The sequence below is a fragment of the Bifidobacterium sp. W8103 genome (assembly GCF_016100775.1).
Lineage (GTDB): Bacteria > Actinomycetota > Actinomycetes > Actinomycetales > Bifidobacteriaceae > Bombiscardovia > Bombiscardovia choladohabitans.
On the sequence record NZ_JACFRV010000001.1, the window covers coordinates 179,783 to 204,520 of the forward strand.

The window sequence follows — 24,738 nt, forward strand, 5'->3', positions numbered from 1 at the left end:
GCCCCGCCGGCCAGGGTCACTTGGAACGGACCCGCAGGTGCAGCCCGAAGACCAGATCGGTTTCATCCAGGCGGTAGGCGGGATCCAGCTCGGGTCCGCAGCTGTTGGAACCTATGCCGCTGGTGGCATAGTCCAGGCAGAGCACGGTCGAGCCACATTCCTCCAGCTCATGGTCGTGCCCCTTGACGGTCAGCTCCTCCTGCGTATAGGGGGAGCAATTGAAGCTGATGGGCCCATCCCCCGCCGCCTGCAGCAGGGAGCGGTCATCCTCCACCAGGATGTAGTCGCAGCCATAATGGGAGCCGTTCTCCTGGGGACGCAGGTAGTGCTCGACCATACCCTGCGCAGTGTCATGGAAAACGCCGTAGCGGCTGGCACGGTGCATGTCCCGGTAGCTCTCGTAGGGCCCATAGCCGCAGTAGGTGACCCGCTGCAGACTCTTGGGCAGGAAGAGCCGCAGGCCGAACCGGGGCAGATAGGGGAACTCGGGGTCCCGATGCAACTCCATCTTCAAATCCAGCCCACCCTGGTCGCTCAGGGTCCAGGTGGCAAGGATGGTGCCCATGGGCTGAATGAAGGGTGCCACCAGGGACAGTTCGGCCTTGATGGTGGTCAACCCCCGTTCCTGATCGGTCTGCAGCTGGCAGGATAGGGCCCTGGTGCTGGCCCGGTCGTATTCGGCCTTGCGCCATTCCTCCTTGATGGTGGCATCGTTGTCGGTGGGGGCCCGCCAGAGATTGACCCCCATAGGGGCGGTCAGCAGGGAACGGTTGTCGATGCTCATGGATTCCACCATGCCGGTGCGGCGGTTGAAGACGTAGCGCCAGTCGGCCCCCTCCACATCGAAGCGTGCATCAGTCTGCCTGACCACCGGCCGGTGGGCGCCCCGGGCCCCACTGCCGGGATCGGCACGGATGACCCTGGCCACGCCGTTAGGACGTTCAGGCATCCCCATGTCCACAGCTTCAAGCTGATCGAAGCCCAGCGGATGCCCTTGGGGAAGCACCGGGTCGGCCTTGGCCAGGGCGTACTCCACCAGCAGGGTCAGACGGCCCTTCCGGGGCAAATCCATGGTCGGCAGACCCACGGTGCCTTCAGCATGTGGGGCGATGTGCAGGCCGGTCCCCCGGTCAAGCTCCGGCGTTCCGGAGGCCACCGGCTCCCCATCACACAGAAGGGTCCACTTCAGGCTCAGATATTCATCCAGGAAGGTGAAGTCCAGATAGTTGTGCAGGGTGAGCAGCCGAGTCCGGGGATCGTAACCGACCAGACGTGCTGGGCGGAAGACGTTCTTGAACTCCCTGAGGCCGGTGTGGGGCCGCCGGTCGGGGTAGACCAGGCCGTCCATGCAGAAGTTGGCATCGTTGGGGTACTCGCCGTGGTCGCCACCGTAGGTATAGATCCGACGGCCCTTGCGGTCCCTGCCCTGGTCGATGGCATGGTCGGCCCACTCCCAGATGCAGCCGCCCAGAAGCCCTGGATAGGCCTGGATGACCCGGAAGTAGTCCTCCAGATCCCCTGGTCCCAGTCCCATGGCATGGCAGTATTCACAGAGGAAGTATGGCCGACGGCCCCCGTCTCCGTCATCCCCGTGGCTGCTGATGCCGTGAGGACCCTCCGGCGTGAAGTAGTCCTCGATTTGCTTGATGCTGGGATACATCCGCGAGGTGATGTCCAGATTGCTATAGTCCAAATCCTTCCGGGGCGAGCCGTGGATGGCCGACTCATAGTGGGTCAGACGGGAGGGGTCCCGGGATTTGGTCCAGGCCAGGGCCGCCTCGATGCCGCAGCCGTATCCGCTTTCGTTGCCCATGGACCAGATCAGAATCGAAGGATGGTTCTTGTCCCGCTCCACGCTGCGCTGGACCCGGTCGACGATGGCCTTGGTGAAGCGCGGCTCGTCGGCGATGCGGCCATTCCAGTAATCTGGCTCCTTCCAGTCCGGACCGTGGTAGAGGGTCTCAATGCCATGGGTCTCCAGGTCGGCCTCGGCGATCAGGTAGAAGCCCAGCTGGTCGTAGAGGGCGTAATACTGAGGGCTGTTGGGGTAATGGGATGTGCGGATGGCGTTGACGTTATGCTCTTTCATCAGGGTCAGGTCGCGCATGATCTGCTTCTGATCAATGGCGAAGCCGGTGCGCGGATCCCCGTCATGGCGGTTGACCCCATGGATCTTGATGGGGCTGCCGTTGACCTTGACAACCTGGCCGTCCACGCTGATGGTGCGCAGGCCGATGTACTCGGTGATGACCTCGCCGGAATCGTCGGAGTAGGATGCGTTGGCCCTGGTCGACAGCGTAAGCCGGTAGAGTTCAGGGTCCTCGGCGTTCCAGAGACGGGGATGGTCGACTTCCAGGACAAATTGCGCGGGCTCCTTGCAGCCTGTCAGCTCGGCCCGGGCCACCTCCGCCCCATCGGGGTCGATCAGCAGAGCCTGGACATCAAGAGCGGCACCGGTCGGATCCAGGTCCAGAGTCACCCTGGCATGACCCATGTCCTCGTCCAGATCGGTGTGGACGAACCAGTCACGCAGACGTGCCTTGGGCCGACGCAGGATGTAGACATCGCGGAAGATGCCACTCATGCGGAACTTGTCCTGGTCCTCCAGATAGCTGCCATCGCACCACTTGAGCACCAGGACGGCCAGCTGGTTGCGGCCCGGCCGCAGGTGGTCGGTCACATCGAACTCGCTGGTGGCGTGCGAGACCTGGCTGTAGCCGATCAGCTCACCGTTGACCCAGAGGTAGAAGCAGGAGTCCACCCCCTCGAAATTGAGCAGGGCCCGGGGCGCTGAGGGATCGGGCTCGTAATCGAAGGCGCGCAGGTAGATGCCGCAGGGATTGTCGGCAGGCACCCTGGGCGGATCGAAGGGGAAGGGATAACGCACGTTGGTGTACTGGGGGTTGTCATAGCCCTGGGTCTGCCAGACGCCCGGCACATGGATGGGCTGGTACACCCCTCGGCCCGCATCCCTGGAAGGGCTGTAGTCGGCTTGGAAGAAGACCGGATCCTCGGCCTCGGTGGCCGCCTGGACCTCGGCGTCCAGCTGGTCGATACTGGCGTAATAGCGAAAATCCCAATCTCCATCCAGGTCAAGGTACCGGTCGGAGCGCCTGCGCAGATCGCCGCGCGTGTCCATGGGGGCGCCGGCCGGCATGCAGTAGGCACGGTTGGGCTCGGTCCCCACATGCAGCGTGGCCGGATCCTCGTAATAACGTGGTATGAACATGACGACTCCATCCTCCTCGGTGGCCTTGGCAGCAGACGTTTCACAGGTATGACTGTTTACGTTCACATGCGACCATGATACCGATTACATAGCACACCATTCCCGGCAGTTGTCACGGGTTTCATCGAACCGGACGCGCCGTGCTCTCGCGGATGACCAGCTTGGGGGTCAGGATGCGGCGGTTGCCCCCGACCTGCTCCCCCCGGAAGATCTTCAGAAGCAGGTTGGCCACCTTGGTGCCATAGAGTCCGGCATCACGATGGACCGATGTGATGGAGGGATAAGTGCTCTGGCAGATGAAGCTGTCCTCAAAGCTGACCATGGCCGGCAGACTCATATAAGCCGATTCAGAGGCCGCAACATTTTTGGACGTCATCCTGTTTTCCAGCATTACGCGCAGACTGGCAGCAGCCATGATCTCGTTCTCATAGATAAAAGCCGTATACGGATTGTCCCCAGACGAGAGACGAAAAGTGAGTGAGGCGGCCTTATCCGGGATGAAGTCCGTGAACTCCACCTTCGGCTCCCCCAGATTCTTCCGACGGACGAACTCCTTGAAGGAGGAGACACGGGCTCGGCTGTAGTCAAGGTTTTCATCCCCCGACAAATAAGCAATCCGGGCATGCCCACGCGAGCTCAGATGGTTCATGATCGTCGTCATGGTTCTGGAATCGTCGATGGACAGCGAGGGCAGGTAGTTGTCCGAGTCCGGCCCCCCGGCCAAGACTGCGGGCAGACCTAGATTATGCAGGAGCCGCGGCCTGGGATCATTGGAAAGAAGATCCACCAGCACCACCCCATCGACCCGCTTGCGTCTGGCCCAGTCCCGATAAGTGTCCAGCTCCTCGTCCAACGTGGCGCACGGGCGAAAGAGCAGGCCGTAGCCCGACCGGCTCAGGGAGGCGTGGATGCCGGCCATGAAATGCAGCATGAATCCTTCGGTTTGGAAGGCATCCATGGACCTGGCCGGAGCGAAACCGACTGTCATGGTCCTGGAACTGCCCAAGGCCTGGGCTGCGTATACTGGCTTCCAACCCATCCTGGCAGCCGCTTCGCGAACCCTGCGCTTGGTCTGGATGGAGACTCCGGGCTTATCATTGATGGCGAAGGAAACCGCGGTCTGGGATATCCCCAGTTCGTTGGCTATGTCTTTGAGGTTGACCCTGGCTTCTGTTTCTCCGCCATCGGACTCGCCGCCCATGCGCCACCTCATATCAACCATCCTCGTCGACACCCGTGATCCGGCTCGGCCGACTTAGCAAACCAGACTGCCTGCCACACACTTTAGGCGTACACGCATATCGGCCTCTAACCCTAACTTAGACCCTCATCAGCACAAAACCATGGTCGACAACCTCGTCTGAGGCCAAAAAGCTTGTTACCGCTCACATTCTAACCTCAGACGAAACTGTAGCAGAAACTGGAAGTCGGGTATGTCGCGGTCAGGACTTTTTCCGCAGGAGGGATGGGTCGGATACGGCGCTGTAGGAGCTTCCGCCAACAGATTTGACGGCGATGCACTCGCTTATGCCCCTGTCCTGCAGCCAGCTGCGATCCGCCGCATGCAGGGAGGTGACCAGGGTCGGCCTTGCACCCTGACGGCTGAGTTCCATCCACTTATTGAAGATGGACCCGCCAGGCGCGCAGGCAGATCTGAGTAGGGGATCATCGTGCTCGTCCACATCAACGACCAGAGCCGTGGGCCTGGGCCGAGAATCCTGCTTGCCTGAGTAGTCCTTCACCGCCTGGGCGAAGGCCTGGCCTATGGGCTTGAGGTGCTTGTCTTGATCGAACAGACCCAGCTGATGCTCAAAGGGAGGGAAATCGCCGAATTGCTGGTCGACGTCATGCGAGCACCACCAGGTGACGCCGAACATGTCGCTGCAATCGAGAGCATGCTCCACCGAAGACCTACAAAAGTCAGCGGCCTGCCCTGCACTCATTACATTGAGCGGTGCACCGATCTCCTGCAACCAAACCTGCCGGTGGGGCTGACTGGCAAAGGCCTTCGACAGCTCCACCAGGTACTCGGCATGACGCGTGCTCTCCTCAGCCAAGGGGCCGCACTCCTGCGCGGCTCCGTTGAAAACCCAGGAATGAATGCAGGTCATGTCTCCGATGTTGGATGCATATCGCGGAAGAAAGGCGTGGCCATCCTGATACCAGGTCGCATCGTTTTCGGAATGGAGGAGCACACGGCCCTCCTGGGATGCCCTCTCCCTCAACGGAGTCAGCAGCTCCTGCAGCCAGTCTTCAGCCTCCTCGGAGGTGCAAGGCATTCGACGCGGATGGACATGGTCAGTGAACTGGTTGCATTCGTTTCCAATGGTCAGACCGCGGAAATGCTGCAGGTCCGCCAGGGCCTCATAGACCGCAGCAACCAACCGGGCCTGCGCCTGGACTGCGTCCGAATCCCTAAACATATTGGTTTCATGCCATGAGACCAGCCAGGAGGGCACAAAGTCAAAACTGGACATGTGCCCCTGGATCACATCCGAATAGACATCCAATCCCCGCTCATCCGCCAGGGCGGCCATATGCCTCAGGTCGTCCAGGGCTGCATCATTGATCCAGGTCCTGTTGGGCTGGAGAATCGTCCACAGCGGGAAGATGCGGATATGATCCAGCCCGAGGGAGGCAATGTCGTCGAGGTCTTTGGCGACGGCATCCCAATCCGGATGCAGCCAAAAATAGAACCAGTTATGGGAGGGGGTGTAATTGACTCCAAATTTCATGATAACGCTATTCCTTGATGCCACCCTGTTCCAGACCACGGAAGAAGTAGCGTTGGAAGCAGGCGAAGAAGACCAGGATCGGTATCAGGGAGACCAGGGCCCCCGCTGCTATCAATCTGGGATCCGAAATGAACATACCCTTGAGTCGGTTCATGCCCAGAGTGAGCGTGTAGTTTGACTCGTCGGAGATGACAATCAGGGGCCAGAGGAAATCATTCCAGGCTCCCACGAAGGCGAAGATGCCGACGACGGTCATGGTGCCTTTGACCTGAGGCACGCAGATCCGGTAGAACCGTTGCCAAAGATTGGCGCCGTCCACCTCGGCCGCCTCCTCAAGCTCGTCCGGGATGCCCCTGAAAGCATTGGTCATGAGCAGAATGTTGACGGCACCCACCATGCCAGGCAGGGCGACAGCCAAGAGGGTGTTCTGCAGACCGACGCTTCTGACAATCAGAAACTGGGAGATGACCACACCTTCGACGGGGATGACCATGGTGCCCATGAAAATCGTGAAGAGCAGGTTGCGTCCGCGCCACTTGAGCCGGCCCAGCGCGTATCCGGCCATGGTTGAGAAGATGACGTTGCCTCCGATGGAAAGAATGGCGACAATCACCGTGTTCAGCATGTACCGGAAGACCGGAACCTGCCTGAAGACGGATATGTAATTGTTCCAGGTGGGCGTCTTCGGGATGATATAGGGCGGAACCGCATAGACATTGTCGCCCTTGCCCTTGAAGGAGAGTGAGAGCTCCCAGACGAAGGGCCCCACCAGCAGGATGAAGACCAGTATGAGCACAAGATACTGAATAACCTTGCCAACAGTGACTTTGGAGTGACCGCTTTTCATGAGTCCTCCCCCCGCTTCTGGATAATCTGCTGCAGAATCAGCATGGCTCCGACCACAACCAGGACAATCAGTGACAGAGCACTGGCATAGCCCGTCCTGGCCTGGATGCCCGTGCCCTCCCTCTGGATGAGCATGGACATGGTGATGTCCTCGCCGCCGGGACCAGCCGTGCCGTTGGTGAGCACGTAGATCTCGTTGAACACACGGAAGGCCGCAATGGTGGACAGCATCATGATCAGCACGATGGTGGATCTCACTCCTGGGATGGTGACATACAGGAATTGCCTTACCGGACCTGCCCCATCCAGTGAGGCGGCCTCGTAGAGGGAGACGTCGATGTTGGCCAGCGCGGTCAGGTAGATGACCATGTAGTATCCCAGACCCAGCCAGATGGTGACGAACATGGAAGTGAACAGTATCAGCCAGCGATCGCTGAGAAATGGAATCGGGCTGTGGATGATGTGCAGGGACTCCAGAACTGAATTGACCAGCCCCTTGGGATCCAACAGGTTGGTCCATATCATTCCCACCACCACTGCCGACATGACCACAGGAGTGTAGAAGGAGGTTCTGAAGAACCCCATGATTCTGGAGTTCCCTTTAACCAGGTTGGCCAGTATCAGGGGAAGGATGACCATAAAGGGGACCACACAGACCACGTACAGTGAGGAATTGAGCAACGCGGTCCAGAAATAGTCGTCATGCACAATCTTTACGAAGTTCTCGATGCCCACGAACTTGCCCGGGCGCAACAACGTGGAATCAGTAAAGGCCAGCCGGCAGGTATTCAGCGCAGCTACGATGACGAAGACGAAGACGATGGCAAAGGCCGGGAAGACAAAGAGGTAGGGGGCTAGGGTCGTGGTCCAGTGGGTCCCCTTGCCGCCTTGGACCCCGGCCTGGGACCCACCGTGCCGGCCGAGGGCGGAAGCCTTCGGCCGGATGGCGGAAGAGTCGGTGCGGCGCATAGTTACTGCAGCTTCTCGTTGGCGTACTTGACGGCCTTGTCCAAGGACTCCTTGGCTGTCTGCTTGCCCTGCAGGGCCAGAGCGGCCTGCTGTTGCAGGTAACGGTTGCCATTGGCATCGGTGAACTCGGCAGGACGGCTTGAGTATCCATTCTTTACGGAGTTCAGAGTGATCTTCAGGGCCTTGCCCTGAACATCGCTGGTGTCGATGTTGGCGTAGTAGGGATCATCAAGACCGCCCTTGCTGGAGGGGAAGGTGTTGGACTTCTTGGCGAATTCCAGCTGGTTCTTGGCATTGGTCACATACTGGACGAAGTCCAGAGCGAGCGTCTTGTTCTTGGTCTGGGCGTTGACGGCCAGCATCTCAAAGGCCAGGCTGGCGGACTTGCCCTGATCGCTGATCTTGGTTCCCACAGCCAGATGCTTGTACAGGTCTGGAGAGTTCTGCTTGAAATCCGCCGCTGAGTAGGCGCTGCCGCCCATGGCCACGATGGAGCCCTTCTGGAAGAACTCGCCCTGCTGAGACCACTGTGCGCTCAGAGCCTCCGGCGGGATTCCCTTCTTGTTATACAGGTCGACGAAGCGCTGCAGGTGCTTGACGGCATCAGGGGAATTGAAGACGTACTTGGTGTGGTCCTTGTTCATGATGGGGATGCCGGCCGATGCATAGTCATCGACGGAGCTTCCCATCATGGTGGACATGTAGGCCCCACAGCCGCTATTGACCATGGTGTCCGCCTGAGAGAAGTAGTCGTCCCAGGTCACAGGCAGCTTGTTGGGGTCCAGTCCACACTTCTGCATGAGCTCAGTGTTGTAATAGGTCGGTCCATCGTTGACGTACCAGGGGAAGCCGTAGGCTCCCTCCTCGATGTCCTTGCCCTTGAAGGTGACTGCATCCCAGGCATTCTTGTAATAGTTGTTTTCAGCCTTGGGAGCTTCCTTGCTGATGTTCATCAGGGCCCCGGCCTTGGCCAGGCCATACATCAGGGAGGGGCCGGCATCGATGATGTCGGGCAGGGAGTTGGCTGCTGCGTCGGCGGACAGCTTCTGTTCATAGTTGTCCGAGGGCTGATCGATCCACTTGATGGTGGTGCCGGGATGCGACTTCTCATAGGCCGAAATCAGGTTTTTGAAATACGGAGTGTACTTGTCGTTCTTCAGGTTCCAGGTCTGGAAGGAGATCTCGCCTGACGGCTTGCCGTCTTTCGACCCGCCTGAACTGCTGTTACTTCCTCCGCACGCCGCCAACGAACCCGCCATGGCAGTCGCGCAGATCAATACTGCTACCTTCTTCAGTGCTCTCATCGGAGCTTCCTTTCTTTTTTACTACTCACTTCTTTGTGGAGCTTCCGGCCGGTCCAAAACGACGAGCGAACCGGCCGGACAGACACCCTTGGTCAGGCGATTCAGCGCCTGGAGAGTCTCAATGTGGTGAACTGGAAGGGAACAAGATCCAGCAAGGCCCCATCAGCTTGTGCACCCTGTTCGGAGCACAGGCCTGGCCGCACACCCTCGGGCACAGGTCCGTCCTCCAAGGAATTGGTCTCTTTCACAGTCGCACCCTGCAGAACTGATCCTGTGCGCAACCTGGCTTTGGATGGCGAAGAATCCGGGTTGTAGACCCTGACGATCACATCGTCGCTGTCGTCATCAGCCGTCTTGATCCAGTCGATGACGGTAGTGCCCTGAATATCCTCTACAGCAGCCAGGGGCTCAACTGCAGGCAGTCCATGGTGGAAGACCGGAGCGTTGAGGGCGTAGGCTGCTTGCAGGATGTCGGCCTGGGTGTCCCCAGGGACAATGGACCAGGCAAAACTGTGCTTGCCCCTGTCGGTATGCGGATCAGGAAAGACCGGAGCGGACAGAAGGGTCAGTCTGACCAGGGTACCCGCCTCTTTGCCGGCCTTCTCGTCGTAGTGGATCGGTGTGGTATCACCGCCGTATGTCGAAGCGTTGACCACGCCGACGGCAAGATCGTCGTCGCTGATCCTGACGAATCGGTGCGTGCAGCTCTCGAACTGAGCCTCTTCAGCGGCGTTGTTCTTCTGGATGGGCCTATCGATGAAGCCATACTGGCACTCGAATTGCGCGTACCTGGCCTGAACGGCGACGGGAATGTCCACCTTGAGCAGCTGCTCATCCTGATGCCAGTCCACATCAGCAGTGAAGTCCAACTGCCTGCTGCCCGGGGTCAACCCGATTGTGGTCACGATGGTGGTCTCCCCATGCCGACGCGATACCCGAACACCGGAATCCAAGGCCTCCACGGTGACTGGGTCATCGACCGGAGAAGCAGTCAGCAGGGCATCGCGCTCCAAGTCCCAGGCATCCCACATGTAGGGCTCATCCTTGAAGAGCTCGTATCCGCCAACCGAGGAACCCTGCGGGACCAGGTCCCTGCCGGAGGTCCTGTCAAGAATGGAATGAACTTCACCATCCGAAGCAACGACGGCACGGATAAGACCATTGTCCATGACGAATCCATCGCCCTCTTGACTGACCTGGACAGGCCGGATGCCCTCAGGCCCCTCCTGGGCATGGACTGGCCCAACAGCCTCCCAAGCTGTCTGCCCCTTGCCCTCCATGGGTACCAACTTGGCATCGGACACCATGGGAGCCTGTGGCTGGGCGGAGGCTATGACGCAAGCTGCCTCGTCGCCGATCTGCTCCAGACGGGCGATGTCCCTGCGGTAGTCTTCCCTGGCCAGCCTATGTACCCAGGAGATGGCGGAACCTGGAAGAATGTCATGGAACTGGTTGAGCAGAAGCGTGCGCCAGATTTCGTCCAGCTCCTGACGGGGGTAGGTGTAGGAGTCATCGACCAAGCCGGCGTAGGCGCACAGGTATTCGACCGTGCGCAGCATGGCCTCCTCCTGCCGGCATCCCCGCTTCATATCCTGCTGGGAGGTCAGGGTCTTGCGGTGCAGCTCCAGGTAGAGCTCGCCCTTCCAGACGGGCATTTCGGAACCGGCCTCCTTGCGGATTTCCTCCTCGGACTGGCGGAAGAAGTCTGCAGGAGCCTGATACCGGACCTTGGCCGACCCCTCAACGTCATGCAGACGGTCATAACGCCCTAGCATCTCCCTAGTAGTGCCGCCGCCGCCATCGCCATAGCCGAACAGGACCAGGGCCCTGGTCGAGATGTCCTTGTCCTGGTAGTTCTCTTCGGAGTGATTGAGTTCCCGGGCCGTCATGCTGGAGGCATAGGTATCCATGGGAGGGAAATGTGTGAAGATGGCCGTGCCGTCGATGCCCTGCCAATCAAAGGTATGGTGCGGGAATTTGGTCGTGTCATTCCAGGAGATCTTCTGCGAAAGGAATGAAGTCATTCCTGCACGGCGGGCAATCTGCGGGAACTGGCCCGTATAGCCGAAGCTATCCGGCTCCCAGACGACGGTTGTGTCTACCCCCAGATGCTCACGGTAGTACCGCTTGCCATAGGTGAACTGACGGGTCAACGACTCCCCTGAAGGCAGCATGCCGTCGGACTCCACCCACATCCCTCCGACGGGGATAAACCTGCCTTCTTGGATGCGTTGCTTGACGCGGGCGAAGAGATCGGGATGATCTTCTTCCAGCCATGCATACTGCTGGGGCGAGCTCATGGCATAGATGAATTGAGGGTCGCGCTCCATCAGCGCGAGCATGTTCGATACCGTCCGTGCCACCTTGCGTCTGGTCTCCCGCTTGGGCCAGAGCCAGGCGGAGTCGATATGGGAATGCCCCACTGCCGCATGATCCAGTGCGCTAGGAGTCGCAGGCACTGCCAGCACGCCAGCCAGGGCCTGTCGAGCCGGCGCGAGTGTAGCCAGGTCACGCTCATCGTAAATATTCAGCGAGCGCTGGAGGGCCTTGCCCAGACGCCAGTACCGAGGTTGACTCTCGTTGCATTCGCGGATCAACTGGGCTGTGACCTCAAGATCCATGAAGTAGTTCCATACCTCATGGTCAAAATGGCAGACATCCATCTGCTTGAGGACATTGGGTTCATCGGCGCGACCCGTGGTCCCTTCGCCCAGCTCCGTCTCCACGAATGCGGGGGTTCCAAGCAGGAGCGGATTGCAGGCCGCTTCCAGATAGATGGTAAAGGTTCCATCAGCGTTGATGACCGAAGCTTCTTCATGGATTGGATTCCCGTCCAGGTCGGTGCCGTCAAGCGGAATCCAGCGGTTGCGAGGATTGACGGCCTTGATGATCGAACCATCGTTCCTATAGGCCTGGGCCTCAAAATGGCCGCCCGGCGCATCCGGATGCCAACCCAGATCGACCACCAGCTCGACAGGAGCCCTGGTCGCCCAGTCGGCATCGACGCGACCGGTAACCTCCATCCAGGTGGTCCCCCAGGTCGTGCCCCAGGTATCCCCCAAGGAGAGAGGCCGGAAGTCCACACTCTTGCTCTGTACCTTCTCGAAGAACTCCGATGACGGTATCGGTTCCCCGGAAATGACGAAAGAGCGGACTTGGACCTTGCCCATGGGCCGCTCAATCTTCGGTAGCACGCGTTGACGCATGACACGATCGCACTTGTCAAGCACGCGTTCTATCTTCAGCTGCATCCTTACAACCTCCTCGTAGGTCCGCTTTGCATCTCTACTAAAGCGGTTTAGTACAATTGTACCCTATCTATATCTAAAAGATATGGTGTCAAGATATGGTGTCGACGAAAATGGCATGCTTCTATTCTCCAGTTCCAAAACGAGGCAAGCCTGCATTCCACTTGGATGAGTTTCTGACGAAGGGCAGCATCACAACATTTTGTGACCTGCACACGCTTCGCGAAAGCCCATCGGCCCATGGAAGACTTATGACCTCCGAAAAACACTTGCAGCCTTATACTGCGGCTTCTCAAAATGGCTCTTGTTCACTGTTCGCGAATTGATAACTCCCCGCGACAAACATCCAAGATCGTATCTTTATCCCCCCCCCCCTATGTTGAAATGGCACTTTGTACTCAACGATTCCCCCCTCCTAAAACCTGGAATGCAGCCCAAACAATCAAGGCAACTTAACCAACAATGAAAGAGGGTCCGAGTGCCAGGAGGCAGAAGGACCCTCAATTTTTCAAATGGCCGTTACTTCTTATTCATAGCCGCCGAAAGGGCCTTGGTCCATTCGAAGGTTGTAGGCTGAAGCTTGTCATCGCCACGACGTACTCCATCCCTGTCGACGGCATACTCAAAAATGCCGCCTTTTTGTGCGCCATCGGCCCCGTTATCAGGCTCCCAAAGAGCGTACTGCATGGCCCTGCTGGTCGACATTGGCTCTTCGGTGTCATACCACCATCCGCCACGCTCTTCATAGAACGAGAAACCTGGAATATACTGCCTGCTCTTGATCGTACCCTTGTAGGTCTCCCAGTCCCGCTGGAGGGCTCCGACCGAACGTCCATAGGCATCGGCGAATACGTAAGAGACCACGTCGGACACTCCCCTATAGAGGCTGTTGGTCCCAGGCTTGTTGGTGTTATAAGCAAAGATGGAACTCGGCTCAGGTGACTTGGGGCCGTAGTAGCGGGACATGGCCCTGAGAACCCCAGTGGCTCGTTCAACGTCGGTAGAGGTCATACTCGCCTCGGCGTTGACGACAAAGCCATCAAGTCCAGGGAAGTAAAGATAGGACTTTTTGAGCTCGCTGGCACGTTTGGCGTACCCCTCTGCATTGCTTTCCATGGGCGAAAGAGACTGATGGTCATGGGGGTCGTTGAAATCATCCTTGTAGAAGAGGCTGATATCCAGACTCCTGATCACTTTTGTCCCCTGCTTGTGCAGAGACTCAATCTGCCCAGGAAGAGTGTCCCAGAAGGTCTGAGTGGTCTCCGGGTTGGGAAAGGCGATAGCAATGTCCACCTGCTTGGGCAGATCTGACATCGAGTTGAAATTGACAGTCGGATCCGAATGCGTATCCCTCCAGGCCCTGAAATAGGCGACGGTCATCTCATGGGTCTTCCCCTGAACAGCAGGTTCGGCCCAGGCAGTGGCAGCCCCTATTGCGGACGTTCCGGCTAAGGCCAGAACGGCCATTGATGCTGTTAACAATCTCCGGATTTTCATGGTTGATCTCTTTTCGTGCTTGCCTTCGCTTTTACTGAAGCAGATAAAATGTCGATTCCCTCCTCCCCGTAGCATCGACGCTTCGTCTTTACTCCTTGACCGCACCCGCAAGCAGGGTTTGGTTGCCGATATATCTATTCGTTACTTCATAAATGATCAGAATAGGTATCGAATACAGCAGCGAGAAAGCTGCCAGCTGGCCGTAGGCAACCGTGCCATGCTGCCCGAAGAAGGTGTATATGCTGACGGCTGCCGGCTCCTTATCCGGAGACATCAGAAGCATGAAGGGAACGAAGAAGTTCCCCCAGTTCCCGGCGAATTCCGAAATAAAGATGACCAGAAGCGATGGAACCATCAGAGGCACGACTACATGGAACAAGGCCTGCATCCTCGTGGCTCCATCCACCCAAGCGGCTTCCTCCAAGGTAACCGGCACTGAATCCATGAAATTCTTCATCATGAAGATGCCCTGCGGCAATCCGCAGGCAGTCATGAAAAGAACGGTCCCGGTCAGTGAATCAATCAGATGAAGTTGGACGAATATCCCGTAAACAGGGACCATCATGGCTGTAATCGGCAGACAGCTGGCGAAGAGGATGGCGTTGACGGTCCGGTTGGTGGTCTTTGAACGGAATCTGGAGAGAGGGTAGGCTGCCAGGACCGAAAAAGTAACCACCAGCACCGATGTGCCAATACTGATGATCAGCGAGTTGACGATAGGCAACCCGAAGGTCTGCATGTTGAATACCTTGACGAAGTTCTGGAAGGAAAAACCCAAGTTGAACGAAGACAAGGTTGCATGCGTGTTGAAGGAGGCCACCAGCAGCCAGAGCATGGGCGCAGCGAAAAGAAACCCTATCAGAGCTGTCAGTACCGCAGCGACCAGCTTCATCCAGTCATACCTGTGTGGTGCGTTCATCCGTGGATCAAGAGTGGCTTCAGTCTTCATCATTCGTCCTTAGCAGCTTGATATAGAGCACCGAGAAGAGGGCACCCACGACGACCAATATCACCGAGATGGCGGTTCCGTATCCCAACTTCGAGAAGTTGAAAGCCTCCAGGTAGGCGAGAACGGGAAGGGTGCTCGAATTCGTGCCAGGCCCCCCACCCGTCAGCACAATGATGATGCTGAAGACAGAGAGTGTCTGCAGGGTGATCAACATCAGATTGGTAAGAATCGAGTGCCGCATGATAGGCAGCTTGATTCTGAAGAAAGACTGCCAGGCGTTCGCACCGTCTATCTCAGCAGCTTCGATAACATCTTTGGAGATGTCGTTCAAAGCAGCTTGATAGATGAGCATTGAAAAGGCGGTGCCGCGCCAGACATTCACAATGATGACGATGGTCATTGGATGGTAGTAGAGAAGAGCCGACCAATCGGCTCCCAACACCTTGCCCAAAGCGTCAAGAGTGCCTCCGCCAGCAAAGAGCGCGTAGGCGCAGTAGCACCCGACGATATCCGGAATGACCCAAGCCAGAACAACTATTGAGTCAACGACCTTCGTCAGTCTTCTGGGCGCTTTTTGACTGAGTAGAGCCAATACCATGCCCAATATGTTCTGCCCAATTAGTGCCGAGGCCAGAATCAGAAGAATGGTCAGCCAGAGGGACTTGGGGAAAACAGGATCCGTAAAGAGCGCCACATAGTTCTTCAGACCAACAAAGTGTGGGTTGACAGCCGTTGAACCAACCATTGAATAGTCGGTCAGCGAGGCATACAGGGACCATATGATTGGGCCAAGCAGGAAAATCAACATCATCGCCGCTGCTGGCAGAATCGGGGTGTAGTGCTCAGCGTTTATCAATTTCTTTCTTGTACTGCTATTCATTTTCTTCTCTCAGTCACGAAAGAAAACCCGCGAATGGAATTCGTTTACTTCGCGGCTTCTGTATGATCGGCACCTACGGTTTTGGCTATCGCAGAATCGTATTCAGCCGCTGCATCCTTGACTGACTTCTGGCCGGTCAATACACTTTCCGTGGCTATGGCGACCTGGTCGGAAACCTCTTTGTACTGGGAGTTCGCCGGCCTGTACTGACTGTACTTGGCCAAATCCGTGAAGAACTTGATAGTGGGATTGGATCCCAGGTACTTCTTGTCTTGCTCTACGTCCTTGCGCACCGCGATCGATCCGGAGATTGTGTCGTACGCGGCAGCATGCTTCTCATTTTGGAAAACTTTGAGTGCTTTGAAAGCAAGATCAGGATTCTGCGTATGGCTGGACAGCGCCAGGCCCCAACCGCCAGACATGGAAATCAGACCAGGCTTCTGACCGTTCTGAGTTGGGAATCCACACCAACCTATATGCTTCTGCCAGTCGGTCCATTCGCTGTCGCCGCCGGGCATCCACGATGAAGCCAGCCAGTTGCCCTCGATTGACATACCAAGTTTCGACTGAGGCATCCACTGTTGCCCGACCTTGTCACCAAGCTGAGGATCCAGAGCCTGCTGGGGCGTGGGTGCCAAACCCTTGCTGTAAATATCCTTGATGAACTGTAGGGAGTCTTTGAATTGCTTGGAACCAGTGACCCACTTCTGAGTCTTGGTGTTGTACAGTGTGCCACCCTTGGTGCCGTAAAGAAGCATATCGAAGCCCTGCATGACGGAGACCTCTCCCAGAGGACGGCCGGCATAGAGGTTCATCGGTATTACATCAGGCTGCGTTTTCTTGATCTTTGTCGCTGCTTCAATCACCTCATCCCAGGATTTAGGCTGCCAGTCGTCACTCAGGCCGGCCTTCTTGAGAATGTCCTTGTTATACCAGATGCCCCTGGTGTCAGTGCCCAGAGGCACCGCATAGATTTTTCCATCATCGGCTTTGCCGGCGTTCTTGGAACTGTCAAAATACTGCGACCAGTCCTTCCACCCTTTCAGTTGGTCATCAATGGGCTTCAGGTAACCGGCTGCGACATAGGGACGGATCATTTCCGTGTCAAGGATCATGAGGTCTGGAGCGGTTTTTTCGGATTTGCTCATCAAGGCCAGCTTGCTGCCGTAGTCATCCCCGTTCGACTTGATAGGCTCCAGCTTCAAAGTAGCGCCTTTATTCTCAGACTCAAACTGAGCTTTGACGTCTTTCATCCATTTGCTTATGGCACTGGTGTCTCCGGTGGCCTGGTAGGCAAACTTGACCGTTTTTTTATCCGATTCGGAAGAGCCGCATGCCGATAAAATCCCGACGCTGGTAGTAGCGGCCAGCAGCATAACTGATATCTTCCCTAGTTTATTCATGAGAAACTCCTTTGTTCTCCAATTCTTCTTTTAAATAGTGCATGGTTTTAAAATCGGTTCGCCGCAACCGATCGTCGCCTTGGGCAACCCCATCGCGATCTATTGCATAGGCGAACAGTCCCCCCGTGCGGTTCGAATCAAACGGATGCCAGGATAGGAGATCTTTGACCCTGCTTCCTTCAATCGGATACGTGACATCACCCCATCGAGGGCCTCCTTCTTCATAGAATGAAAAACCAGTGACGAATTTTGAAGCAGGGACGAAGTCGCGAACCTGCTCGAAAAGTCCCTGAATACGGCGAACATCCATGCCATAGGTGTCTGCAAAGTAGTAGGAGCAATCATGAAAGACCTGAGCAATCAGGCTGGTCTGGGGCAGAAGAATATCCTGATCGAAAATCATGATGCGTGAGGACGCTGAACCCGGTCCCCACTTCTTTGCCAAAGCGTGAAACACCTCGGCTACGGCAGCCATTTGCTCGGACTCAGGTTCATGATCGACATCGATCACCAGGCCGTCGTAGTCAAAGGGCTCCAGATAGTTGGCAATTATCTCGTCGGCACGGCGATCCGGTCCGCCGTTTCTTTCGCCAAGCCTGGTGAAAGTATGGACTTTGCCGCAATCCTCGTAGGTATCCCGATAGAGGCAGTCCAAAAACAGGGTTCTGACCACCTTTGTGCCCTGCGCATGGAGTTTTTCAATGTAGGACGGCAAAGCAAGCCAAAAATCATTATCGACTTCTCCATTGGTGATGATTGACACAAGATCCAGGTCTGCGGGCACATCGCCAAGCGAAATCGAATCCCTTTTTGGCTTTCCGCAGTTATCGTGCCAGGCGCGGTAATAACCGGCCAAAATAGGTCTTGGTTCGTCACTTTCACTATTATTGTCTGGCCTGCCCTCTGCCTCATTCGACATCGACAACCTCCATGTTGTTCGCAGTAGTTCTCCGATGATCTACTAAAGCGATTTAGTTTCATTATAGCCCCTTACCACACAAGAGCCGCAAAAATCCTCGGAAACACAGAAAAGTCGCCTAAAAAGAGGGAAATACAAAAACGCCAGGAATGGCTATTCCTCAAGCCTTAGGCATTACTCAGATCAGAAAATACACGCTTTGTTTTTCCACAGACACATCCGAGTGTCTCTTGACCATGACATACAGGAAATCACCGATAGCCAAAAACGCATAAGAAACCCTGCACGACCAGGCGAATTCCGTCGTACAGGGTTGAGTGATGCTTAGTCAGAGCTCAGGCCTGGGCCAGAGCCTCGACGATGTAGTTGTTGATGGTGGCCTTGACCACTTCAAGATGGTCGGACTTGTCGGCGGCGATCAGTTCGGCCTGCGGCTTGTCAAGGCTGTACTCCTCCAGGGAGGCCAGCGTTGCCGTGCCATCTTTGACCGTCGAACCGATGCCCGATTCGAAGGAGGAGTAGCGATCCTGCTGCAACTGCTCGATATAGCCGTCCTCATGCATCTTGGCCGCGACCAGCAGACCAGCGGCATAGGTGTCCATGCCCACGATGTGGGTCCTGAAGAGGTCCTCGGGCAGGAAGGAGGAACGGCGCGGCTTGGCGTCGAAGTTCAGGCCTCCGCGGGGCCCGATGCTCCCATTGGCCAGCACCTCCCACATGACGGCGGTGGCATCGTAGAGGTCCGAGGGGAACTCGTCCATGTCCCAGCCGATCAGCTTGTCGCCCTGGTTGGCATCCAGGGATCCCAGGAATCCGGCCTCGCGGGCCACGCGGACCTCATGCTGATAGGTATGCATGGCCAGGTTGGCGTGGTTGCCCTCGATGTTGAGCTTGAAGTTGTCCTGCAGGTCGTAGGTGCGCAGGAAGTTGATGGTGGTGGCCGCGTCGTAATCGTACTGGTGGAGTGTGGGCTCCTTGGGCTTGGGCTCGATCAGGAACTGCGCGTCGAAGCCGATCTCCTTGGCGTAGTCCACGCACATGTGGAAGAGGGCGGCCATATGGTCCTGCTCCTCCTTCATACGGGTGTTCCAGAGGGATTCGTAGCCCTCGCGGCCGCCCCAGAACACGTAGTTCTCGGCACCCAGCCGCTTGCCGATCTCCAGGCTGTGCTTGAGCTGGCCTGCCGAGTAGGCGTAGATGTCAGCGAAGGGCGAGGTGCCGGCGCCGGCCTCGAAACGGGGGTTGGTGAAGAGCGATGAGGTGTTCCAGAGCAGCTTGACCCCGGTGTCCTTCATGGCGGCCTCGATGCGGTCGATCACCTTATCAAGATTGGCGTCGGTCTCGCGCAGGGTGTCGCCCTCGGGAGCCAGGTCACGGTCGTGGAAGCAGAAGAACTCGACCCCCAGCTTGGTGAAGAGCTCGAAGGCGTAATCCACCTTGGCCAGCGCCTGATCCATGGGGTCGGTGTAGCGGTAGTAGGGCCTCTGCGCAGTGGGATCGCCAAAGGGATCCACCAGACCCTGATTAAAGGTGTGCCACCAGGCCACGGCGAAGCGCAGCCAGTCCTTCATGGGCTTGCCGGCCACCACCTTATTCTTGTCGTAGTAACGGAAGCCCAGGCCCTCCTTCACGCCCTGGCGACCCACGTATTCGATCTTGTCGACGTCCCACAGACCCATACGAAATGCTCCTTTGCCTATTGCATCTGCCTTTACGGCGTTCACAGGGGAGGAAACCAGTTCCTGCCTCCTGAACATCAAGAGTAGAGGGACGGATCGATTTTGTCAATTCGTTGAATTATATAGATTCAGTATCTCCGCCCTGGTTCCACTCAGTTGATTTCAAGAAGCTCCTTCACCGCATAGGGCCCATTACCCAACAGGTACCCGACGACGAAAGCCGAACTCCTTTTGGTCCGATAATCTGTCCCGCCGGTTTCAAGCCTTGGCATAAGAAACCAGCCAAGGCAATGACCGACGGGCAGATGCTTGAGCGATTTGTTCAACTCGACATCTATGCAAACCTAAGACACCATGCATGGAAAGCTCAAAATGCCGCAGAGCAATCCTCTACTCATTGATGGTCATTCTCGCATTTTTCCCATCTTTCAATATGACCATCGCGACCGATCTAATCAGGAGTTCATCCCTTCCGTAGAATGTCGGCGAAGCCCCAGATCACAGAGGCGATCCGCCCCAGCTCCGATTCGCGGCTGACCTGACGCCAGACCGTGGCGTAAGACTCGAACCAGATCTCCAAAGCATCGGCCAAGTCCCCGTCGGCCATGGCATCCTTAGCTCCAGGCAGAACGCCATGGCGAACGGCCAGACTGCGACCCAGCGCGTTGAAGAGGCGCTGACCATGGACAGCCATCAACTGAGCCTGTAGAGTTCTGCGCGCATCAGCCCGGCATTCTGCGACGGCTCTTCCCATGCGTGCAGCAGCGTCGACCAGCAGAGCGTCACGCTGATCCACCTGCTCAAAACGATTACGCAAAGCCATGAGCATATTCCGGCGTGCTTCCCTGACATCGGCAGATGAATTTAGCCCATTCATGCCTGGCAATGCAGAGGCCAGGAAATCAGCCACATCCTGGTTGAGGCCCCCATGGCCGTCATCCAGTTCCCAGTAGCGGACCATATCCTCCCAACCAAAGACCGCACTGGAGCCCGCCTGGATCAGTGCCGGCAGATAGTCCCCTGTCGCATCCCCATAAATCAGCAGGCCCATATCCCTATCCACCTGGGCTCGATCATCGTCATCGGGGTTCCAGAAGCACTGGGCAGCGTAGGACATACCGGGCAAGCTCATGCGCGGATCATTGATGTGCCCGTAATCGCCCCAATCGGTGACCATGGCCCCAACTGCACCGTACTGGATCCCGTATCGACTCAGACGGCTGATGTTGCTCCATGCATCGTCAATTGCGGGAAGGAGAAGATTCCAGGCGTGAACGGCCGAACAGACTACCTGCCGGGCCCCTGTCGAGGCCACAAGGGCAACCTTGTCAGGTTCCACCTGTGGGTCGTAGAGCCAGTTGAGCAACGTGCAGTCTTTAGGCAACCTGTCCAGGACCTTGGGCATGGACACAGCGACATCGCCCCAGAACATGGGATGGCGGCCCTGTGCATGCAGGTGATCGCACAGGCTGATCAGATAGTCGGCATACATGTCAGCAGGATCCTTGCTGGAACCGTCCTGCCGCGAACGCCCCTTGCCCAGATCAAAGGTCTCGTCTCCGCCGATATTGAAGTTTCGCGTACGCATAAGCGGCGCATAGGCGTCAATCAGCCCTGTAGAGAATGCCAGAGCCTGTGGGTGGTTGACATTGATGGTGTGATGCTCCTGACGCTCTATGAAAGAGTATGGCCGGTCCGCCTGCTCGGGAAACTCGCCCAGATCCCTGAATCCGCGAGTGCGAAGGCTGGTGTAATGGTGGCCGAAGGTGGAGATCGAAGGCACCAACTCGATGCCCAGGCGGGCGCAATAGTCATCGAAGTCGGTGATCTGCCCGGGCTCCAGGGGGCTTGTGCCCCTCCAAGCCTCGCTCATGCCCGGGAAAGCCATGGTGTGCTCAATGTAGAGTTGCAGCTGATTGAACTTATACAGGGCCAATATGTCCGCCCAGTGCCGCAGCCAGTCCATGGTGGGCACCCGACCGCGGGTCACATCCAGGCTGTAGATGCGCGTTGGATAGGCGGGGCGGTCCTGGATGTGCAGGGCGGGAAGCACCGGACCGCATTGCATGATGATCTGGCGAAGGGTCTGTACCCCCCATCGCAGTCCCTGACCGTCGCCGCCGCGGATATCGACAATCGGCCGGCGATCCCCCTGATCAGCGATGCGCAGAAGATACTCTTGGGGACCGAGATTCTGGTCCAGATCCAGACTGACCGCGCCAGTCCAAGCCTGCCCGCGCGAATGATCCCAGACCATCCCCGTGGCCTGCTTAATTGTATCTGTCAACTGGCCACTCAGGACGGAACCCAGCTCCTGGTCAACTGCTGTACCGCAGACAATTCCGCTTGCCACCGGCAACAGCAGTTGGCCCTGATCCCTTTGCAAGTCGAGCGGCCGGGGAATCAGGGCCAACAGCCGCTCCCTGGACGGATCGGCTACGGCGTCGATACCAATATCAAGACTCATGCTCCAGACCTTTCCAGAAACAGGCTGATGCCGCTGACGACAGTATCACCGACATGCTCCAGCCATGGCCATCGATGGCCACCGCATCAGCCTACCCATACGCCGGGGACGAGGAGAGATTCCGGCAGTGCCGAATATCAGTCGCATAGGCAGCATTCGCACAGGCCGACGAGCCCGCAAGAACCTGTGATCCAACGCATTGGCGAATTGGCGAAGGAGCAGGGGCTGGTGAACTTCATGGTTGATGATGCCGCAGCCAAGAATGAAATTGCCTCGGTCGGGATAACTTGCACGGATGGGAGCATGTTGCACAAGGATAATAAACGGTGTTAATATATAAACGTTGTTCATAAAGTGTGCGAGGTTCGCGTGCCTGCACCACTCAAGGAGGAGGTTGACATGCACGGCAGTCCATACGCCAGCACACCGAAGGCCCTCTCCGAGCTCAACCAGTCACGCATCGTCCAGTACCTGCACCAGCACGGCACCAGTTCACGAGCCCAGATGGCCCGGGACCTCAATCTGACGCCGGCTGCCGTGGGCAAGCTGGTGGGCCGTCTGATCGGCCTGGGCCTGATCAGCGAGACCGGCAGCATGGACTCAGAGGGCGGCCGTCGATCCATCGGCCTGGCCCTGAACGCCGACCGCTACCAGGTCATCGGCGTCAAGTTCGCCCGCAGCCTGGTCAGCATCGGACTGTTCGACATCAGCGGCCGTCTGCTGGACTCGGAGGAGCTGCCCCCCGTCGACCCCGACGACATCCCCGGCGCCGTCGCCGAGGTCAGGACCCGAGTGGAAAGACAACTTGAGGCGAACCCCGCCATCGTGGCCGTGGGCATGGCCGTTCCGGGCCCCTACCTGCGCGATACCGGCCGCATCGCCCTGGTCACCAGCATGCCAGGCTGGCGTGGGGTGGACTTTATCCACGAATTCGGCCAGGCCTTCCGCGTACCCACCTTCATCGAGCAGGATGCCCGAGCCGGTGCGCTGGCCCAGAGCCTGTTCGACCCCCATGTAAGCGCATCCAGCATGGCCTACTTCCTGGTGGGCGAAGGCGTTGGACTGGGAGTCATCGACAGGGGCGCCCTGGTGGACGGCAGCCAGGGCGCCGCCACTGAGATAGGCCACGTCAGCATCGATCTGAATGGCCTGCCCTGCGAATGCGGCAACCGCGGCTGCCTGGAATGTTACTGCTCGTCGGTAGCCATCCACCGCCGAATGCGCCAGCCGGATATACGGGATCACTTCCCTGGAGTCGAGGCCATGACCCACGCCAAGGCCTGCGCAAGTCTGTTCGACCAGGCCCGCTCCGGCCAGCAAGCCGCCCGGACCCTGGTGGATCAGGTAGCCGACTATGTGGGCTATGGTTGCGTGACCATCGTCAACGCCTACAACCCCGCCCAGATCGTCATCGGAGACATGGTGGCCGCCGCCGGTACCCGCCTGTTGGAGCGGGTTCGGGCCATAGTATCCCAGCGAGCCCTGCCTGGTCTACGAGAGCACACGCAGATCCTGCTCTCCAACCTACCTGCCGACGCCACGCTGACCGGGGCCGCCGCAGTGGCTGCCAGCCAATTTTTGGAACACCCGGCCAGCATGGGCCGCACAGCTGTGAAATCAACAAGCACAAGGCGGGCACATCGTCCGTCATCAGGAAAGGAACACCATGACCAGTAAACCCGTGGTCCTCAGCATCGGCGAGATCCTCTGGGACGTCCTGCCAACAGGCAAGCGGGCCGGTGGCGCACCGGTCAACTTCAGCTATCACGCCGCAAAGAACGGGGCGGAAGGCTATGCCATCAGCGCCGTTGGACGCGACGACCTGGGCCGCGAGCTTGAGAAGGCAGTCCAGGAGGCCGGCGTCGATGCCGTCCTGCAGCATAACGACCACCCCACCAGCACCGTCGAGGTCCAGCTGAACGAGGGCATCCCCCAGTACGTCTTCAAGCCCGACGTGGCCTGGGATCATCTGGAATACACGGATGACCTGGCCGGTCTGGCCAGCAAGGCCGATGCGGTCTGCTATGGCACGCTGAGCATGCGCAGCAGCCAGTCACGCGAAACCTGCCTGCAGGTGCTGCGCCACACCAAGAGCCATGCCATGCGCTTCTTCGACATCAACCTGCGCGGCACCTTCTACAGCAAGGATCTGATCCAGGAGCTTCTGGACATGGCCACGGTCTTCAAACTCAACGACGAGGAACTGGTCACCCTGCGCGACATGTTCCGTGTGCCCGGAGCCACCGACGACGAACTCTGCCGCTGGTTCATGGACCAGTGGCACCTGGATACCATCGTGCTGACCGCCGGCAACGACTACAGCACGATCTATCTGGCGGACGGCCAGTCCTCCCACCTGCCCACGCCTGAAATCACTGTGGCCGACACGGTCGGGGCCGGCGATGCCTTCTCCGGCACCTTCGCCATCAACCGCCTGCTGGGAGCCTCCCTGACCCAGTCCCACCGGGCTGCCGTCAACACCGCCGCCTTCGTCTGCACCCAGCCAGGCGCCTGGCCCGAATATCCCGAGCATATCCCCGACTACCTGGGCCAGCAGGGTCAATGATCCCCCACCTCTCCCTCTGAACATGATTTGGTCCCGCCCGTCGAACT

Annotated in this window: 16 protein-coding genes; 2 read left to right on the forward strand and 14 right to left on the reverse strand. The window is 57.9% G+C overall.

Annotated elements, in window-relative coordinates:
* Nucleotides 1-16: 16 nt before the first annotated feature.
* The 14 genes from H3U90_RS00740 to H3U90_RS00805 form a co-directional block, all read right to left on the reverse strand.
* Nucleotides 17-3,229 (reverse strand): glycoside hydrolase family 2 TIM barrel-domain containing protein, encoded by a 3,213-nt coding sequence (locus tag H3U90_RS00740; RefSeq protein ID WP_198177554.1) that lies wholly within the window; start codon nucleotides 3,227-3,229, stop codon nucleotides 17-19.
* Nucleotides 3,230-3,350: 121 nt separating this feature from the next.
* A complete protein-coding gene (locus H3U90_RS00745; protein WP_232340541.1) occupies nucleotides 3,351-4,442 on the reverse strand; it encodes a LacI family DNA-binding transcriptional regulator in 1,092 nt (363 codons plus the stop codon).
* 229 nt (nucleotides 4,443-4,671) lie between these two features.
* Entirely contained in the window at nucleotides 4,672-5,964 is a 1,293-nt protein-coding gene (locus H3U90_RS00750) for a glycoside hydrolase 5 family protein (RefSeq protein ID WP_198176643.1), read from the reverse strand.
* A 7-nt stretch (nucleotides 5,965-5,971) separates the two neighbouring features.
* Complete coding sequence (locus tag H3U90_RS00755) at nucleotides 5,972-6,811, reverse strand: carbohydrate ABC transporter permease (RefSeq protein WP_198176644.1); 840 nt, start codon at nucleotides 6,809-6,811, stop codon at nucleotides 5,972-5,974.
* Nucleotides 6,808-7,779, reverse strand: coding sequence for a carbohydrate ABC transporter permease (locus H3U90_RS00760; protein WP_198176645.1), 972 nt, complete (start codon nucleotides 7,777-7,779; stop codon nucleotides 6,808-6,810). Before H3U90_RS00760 ends, H3U90_RS00755 begins: the two co-directional genes overlap by 4 nt.
* 2 nt (nucleotides 7,780-7,781) lie before the next feature.
* The gene (locus H3U90_RS00765) at nucleotides 7,782-9,083 is read right to left on the reverse strand and encodes an ABC transporter substrate-binding protein (RefSeq protein ID WP_198176646.1); all 1,302 of its coding nucleotides are present in this window, start codon (nucleotides 9,081-9,083) and stop codon (nucleotides 7,782-7,784) included.
* Nucleotides 9,084-9,184: 101 nt separating this feature from the next.
* Complete coding sequence (locus H3U90_RS00770; RefSeq protein WP_198176647.1) at nucleotides 9,185-12,334, reverse strand: alpha-mannosidase; 3,150 nt, start codon at nucleotides 12,332-12,334, stop codon at nucleotides 9,185-9,187.
* A 516-nt stretch (nucleotides 12,335-12,850) separates the two neighbouring features.
* Nucleotides 12,851-13,903 (reverse strand): EndoS/ChiA family endoglycosidase, encoded by a 1,053-nt coding sequence (locus tag H3U90_RS00775; protein WP_442859389.1) that lies wholly within the window; start codon nucleotides 13,901-13,903, stop codon nucleotides 12,851-12,853.
* Nucleotides 13,904-13,916: 13 nt separating this feature from the next.
* A complete protein-coding gene (locus H3U90_RS00780) occupies nucleotides 13,917-14,780 on the reverse strand; it encodes a carbohydrate ABC transporter permease (protein WP_198176649.1) in 864 nt (287 codons plus the stop codon).
* Nucleotides 14,767-15,657, reverse strand: coding sequence for a carbohydrate ABC transporter permease (locus tag H3U90_RS00785; RefSeq protein ID WP_198176650.1), 891 nt, complete (start codon nucleotides 15,655-15,657; stop codon nucleotides 14,767-14,769). The genes H3U90_RS00780 and H3U90_RS00785 overlap by 14 nt, the downstream gene beginning before the upstream one ends.
* Before the next feature lie 44 nt (nucleotides 15,658-15,701).
* Nucleotides 15,702-17,060 carry an extracellular solute-binding protein gene (locus H3U90_RS00790; RefSeq protein ID WP_198176651.1) on the reverse strand — a complete coding sequence of 453 codons (1,359 nt, stop codon included), beginning with the start codon at nucleotides 17,058-17,060 and terminating at the stop codon, nucleotides 15,702-15,704.
* Complete coding sequence (locus H3U90_RS00795; RefSeq protein ID WP_198176652.1) at nucleotides 17,053-17,979, reverse strand: EndoS/ChiA family endoglycosidase; 927 nt, start codon at nucleotides 17,977-17,979, stop codon at nucleotides 17,053-17,055. Before H3U90_RS00795 ends, H3U90_RS00790 begins: the two co-directional genes overlap by 8 nt.
* A gap of 335 nt (nucleotides 17,980-18,314) precedes the next feature.
* Complete coding sequence (gene xylA / locus H3U90_RS00800; protein ID WP_198176653.1) at nucleotides 18,315-19,658, reverse strand: xylose isomerase; 1,344 nt, start codon at nucleotides 19,656-19,658, stop codon at nucleotides 18,315-18,317.
* A 463-nt stretch (nucleotides 19,659-20,121) separates the two neighbouring features.
* Nucleotides 20,122-22,125 (reverse strand): glycoside hydrolase family 20 zincin-like fold domain-containing protein, encoded by a 2,004-nt coding sequence (locus H3U90_RS00805; protein WP_198176654.1) that lies wholly within the window; start codon nucleotides 22,123-22,125, stop codon nucleotides 20,122-20,124.
* Nucleotides 22,126-22,524: 399 nt separating this feature from the next.
* On the opposite strand from H3U90_RS00805, the gene H3U90_RS00810 reads away from it, so the two are divergent.
* Together H3U90_RS00810 and H3U90_RS00815 are read left to right on the forward strand one after the other, a co-directional pair.
* Nucleotides 22,525-23,802, forward strand: a complete 1,278-nt coding sequence (locus H3U90_RS00810; RefSeq protein ID WP_198176655.1) for an ROK family transcriptional regulator — start codon at nucleotides 22,525-22,527, stop codon at nucleotides 23,800-23,802.
* Nucleotides 23,792-24,691 carry a carbohydrate kinase family protein gene (locus H3U90_RS00815; RefSeq protein ID WP_198176656.1) on the forward strand — a complete coding sequence of 300 codons (900 nt, stop codon included), beginning with the start codon at nucleotides 23,792-23,794 and terminating at the stop codon, nucleotides 24,689-24,691. The genes H3U90_RS00810 and H3U90_RS00815 overlap by 11 nt, the downstream gene beginning before the upstream one ends.
* Nucleotides 24,692-24,738: the final 47 nt, after the last annotated feature.